3 protein-coding genes and 1 pseudogene are annotated in these 3937 nt (G+C 36.9%); 1 reads left to right on the forward strand and 3 read right to left on the reverse strand.

Annotation, left to right across the window (positions count from 1 at the left end):
• Positions 1-187, forward strand: a pseudogene (locus H5072_RS13585) (ADP-ribose pyrophosphatase); the annotation flags it as partial.
• Here the strand turns inward: H5072_RS13585 and H5072_RS13590 are convergent.
• From H5072_RS13590 to H5072_RS13600, 3 genes are all read right to left on the reverse strand, one after another.
• Complete coding sequence (locus H5072_RS13590) at positions 188-1285, reverse strand: polysaccharide lyase family 7 protein (protein ID WP_182693818.1); 1098 nt, start codon at positions 1283-1285, stop codon at positions 188-190.
• Positions 1286-1537: 252 nt separating this feature from the next.
• Positions 1538-2302, reverse strand: coding sequence for an ABC transporter substrate-binding protein (locus H5072_RS13595; RefSeq protein WP_024596684.1), 765 nt, complete (start codon positions 2300-2302; stop codon positions 1538-1540).
• A gap of 206 nt (positions 2303-2508) precedes the next feature.
• Positions 2509-3937, reverse strand: a 1429-nt coding sequence (locus H5072_RS13600) for a DUF4105 domain-containing protein (RefSeq protein WP_182693819.1), incomplete at its 5' end; no start/stop codon positions are given.

Raw genomic sequence — 3937 nt, forward strand, 5'->3', positions numbered from 1 at the left:
TGATATTTTTACAGCAGAGAACAAACACTATATTACGTTGTATGTAAAAGCTGATTTTGAAGGCGGAGAGCCTGAGCTTAAAGAGCCTAATAAATGTTTAAAGTGGCGCTGGTGCGATATTAATAATCTACCAACGCCACTGTTTACATCACTAAAAAATTACTTATCTGAGGCTGTACTAGCCTAGTTATTTTGTTGGCGGTGTCGCTGGGCTTAACTCTAGTTTACTAAAGCTTACTTGAGCGTAATCGCCATTTTGTTTATCTGTAGTCCAATCGCCAGTGCCTAAACAACCTGGGTACCAAATACCTTTAGCGCTCTTAGTGCTACATTGGTTATAAGCGCCGGCTTTAAAGTAATGCCAATCTGCAGCGTAACCATGTGGATGGTCTTTTTCGTCCACTTTGCCATAAGCATCTACGTTATTACCTAAGTTAATAGAGTAGTTAACGTCTTCTTTGCCTTGTGCGCTAAATGTAAGGTGCATAACATTTTTATACACATTGACCGTGTAGCTAAATTCTTCACCTAGTGCAATACCGGCACTGCCAGGCTGATTAGGGTTTTCCCATGTATTACCCCAAACTGGGTAAGTAATGTCTTTACGGTCAGGATTGGTTTTAGGTAAGTTACGTTCGTAGTTCCAAAAAACTGAGCCTGTTTTATGCCCTGGCCATTTTTTGTAATATATTTTAAGTGGCTCATTGCCCCAGCCATAACCAAGCTTGGTATCAATAAGTGCCTGATCTTTACCTGCGTGAATTTGCCCTACAACAACCGAGTAAGCTGCTTTTTTATCAGGATCAGTCGCACGTAGCGCAACGTGATCTACTTTTAACGTTGCTTCCATTTTTCCACCAACAGAGCCAAATCGGTCAGATAGCGGGTGAACAGCTAAAGCAAAGTTGTTTTTAGAGTGTTTAGTTTTAATTTTAGTATTTGATCCACGGATCATTTGTCTAAGTTCACTACGGGTATTAGTAGAGTTAGCACTTGTAAGCGCTTTATTAGGGGAGGTAAATACCATGTAGCCTTTATCATCCAGATAGAAAAAATCAGGGTGTGCGTAAGTCTGAATTTCTTCTACATCTATTTCATCAATTTTACCGTCGTTGTTTAAATCCACTGGTACATTTATTTTCCAGTGAGATAAATCAAACTTTGTTGCAGGTACCGGCGCATCGCTTTGCTGATTAGTGCTTTGGGTACTTGAACAAGCCGTAAAAAGTAGAGGTGTGATAACGGCTAAAGCCGTAAGTTTAAATGTGGATGTATTTTTTATCATTATTGTCTCTGTGTGATGAAGTAAAAATTGCGCGGTACAGGCGTCGCTTAACCTCAATCTAACATACCAATTTAAAAATTAAAACTTACCAATTTGTAGTTTTTTATAATTAATTGTTATTTTAATGACGGTGTTTTGGTTAACCAATAGGGTTGGTTAACGTTATTATGTTATTTAAAATTGTTAAACAGAGGTGTTTTTCATCATATTTGGTAGCGCTTGATGTTTGCTAATATACTTATTTAAATAGGTTTAATTTATAGAAGGAGGAAGAGGGAGTTGCCACTTTTTTAAAATGGCTTGGTATTCGCCACTTACTTTTATAGTTTTTAATGCCTGCGAGATTAAGTTTGCTGTTTTATCGTCAAGCTGATTATTAGCAGCAAAATAGAGTATTGAAGGAAAATCAGCTAAATGAAGTCGTTTAGTTATTAAGTCTGGGTCGAGCCCTGACATTTTTAGTTCATTATCTAAGGTGAGTGTATTCATAAGGACAAAGTCAGTTCTACCCTTATAAAGCATTTGCCATGCCTGCTGATAATAACTAGCTAGTATTAAATTTTTATCTTCTTCAAACCCCATCTTTATTAAATATTTGGCACTCAAATATCCACGAATAGTGCCTACTTTATAAAATTTTGCATGATTTAAATGGGTTACTTCGTCTTTATGGCTTTTTAAACTAACTAGGTAGGCATCAGTAAAGTATACCGCTCCTAACCATTTAAACTGACTTTGCCTAGCGGGAGTTTTTAATAAAGAGAGCATAATTGTGTTTGGATTAGCTGCTAGCTGATGAAAGGCTCGTGCCATTGGCATTATTTCAAATTTAGCTTGTAGCTTTGCTTCTCTTAAAACAGCCTTAGCAATATCAACGGAAGCTCCGTCAGCTTCACCGCTTTTGTTTTTAAAATGGTAAGGGTGTAAATCTTCGGCAATAAAAGTAAGAGAGCTTACTGCTCTTACATTACTGCAAAAAATAAAAACGAAAATGAAAACTACAACACGCAGATACATAAGAGAATCTTTCTAACTACAATACTTTGAGTTTAAAGGGTCTTGTCTGAAATATATACTCAAATGTATAAAATAAGTAAATGAATAGGTATGTAGAGAGTCTATTGCATAATTAAAGAAGTGAAAATTGAACGTGTATTGAGTAAAGTTTTATATACCCACAAGCGCTGTAAAAATAATTAAGCGCTTGTGGGTATATGCAATGATTAAAAGTAGTATTGAATTGCAAATTTAGCCGATGTACTACTTGTATACCAATGTTGGTTTTTAAGTTCAGTACGTATAGATAAATTACGTGATAAGGAGTAATTCCACTTTATTGCAAAGTCACTGTGTTTATCTGCTTGGCCATCTATTAACCATGTTATGTTTGCTGTAAGAGCGAGTTTATGACTGTTATTTATTTGCCATATTGCACCAGCTTCACTACCAATGCCTGTTGTTAGGTTGTCTGTTATGCCACCATTATTAAATTCAACTTGGCCAAGTAAATAGCCGTGTAACGTGTTTGGGTTACCGATTGATTTTCCGTATCCACCTTTAGCAAACCAACGACCTTGTTGAATATTATTAGGCTGACGATCAAAGCCCATTTTAAAGTTCCAAGACCAGCTATCAAACACGCGGTTATCGGGTGCAAGTGACATAGCATCTAATAAATAAAAATGCTCAAGGCGTGTGTTACCCCTGTCGCTTATGGCACCTTCAATATCAAAAAAGCTAATTTGAGCACCAGGAATAAATCCAGCTGAGCTATCTAATAAATCATGGTATGCAAGGCGATACGCAAAGCTTGTTAAGTCACTTTGATGGGCGTACTCAGTTCTTCCAAGCGTTACTTTAGAAGATCCATGACCTTGCTCTGGAGAAGCAATAGGACGACTTGGCTTAGTAAATGGCGAAGCTACTTTATATTTGCTGCGCATTAGTAGTAGCTTAGTTAGTCGCGGTGCAATTTCTTCACGCTTTAATGCTTTATCGTAAAATTCAAAATTTAACCATTCATACGCCATTTCTAATATTGCGACTAATTGCGACTGTGAGTAATTACGAGTATTGAGGGAGCCACCTTGCATTAACTCTCTTGCATCATCAAGTTGTTCGTTAGTCATTTGAGTAGAGTAATGGTAAAGCTTAGTGCCAAAAGCAGGGCGGTAATTAGGAGTTTGTAGTAAGTTGTTATTTCTTAGTACTGCAACGGTATCAGAGGGAATAGCTTGCATATTAAATGACGATGTTAAATCAAGATCCTCTTGTGCGAGTTGTAATAATGCAAGTAATTGATAAGAGCAGTTTTCATCAATAAAAAAGTAATCAAATGTAGCTGATTGTAGCTCCCATAAGTGCAATAAAATAAGCTCTACTTGTAGCTCAGATAAATTAAGTTTGTATTCCCAAATATCACGAGATTCTAAATCATTATATTCGCGTACTTTTTTATAGTACGGCATAAGCGAAAATTTACCAGGATAGCTGCCAATCAGGCCTTTTAGTGCGTACATAGCTGCATTGTCTGAGCCGTTTGGTTCTGCTGCAAAATTAACTGCGAATGCGAGCAACTCTTTATGGCGGGTCTGATCTTTTGCATCAATACGAAGTAAGGTGTGACCAAACATTGATGATGGGCTATTCATA

It is taken from the genome of Pseudoalteromonas sp. SR45-5, assembly GCF_014163565.1.
Lineage (GTDB): Bacteria > Pseudomonadota > Gammaproteobacteria > Enterobacterales > Alteromonadaceae > Pseudoalteromonas > Pseudoalteromonas distincta.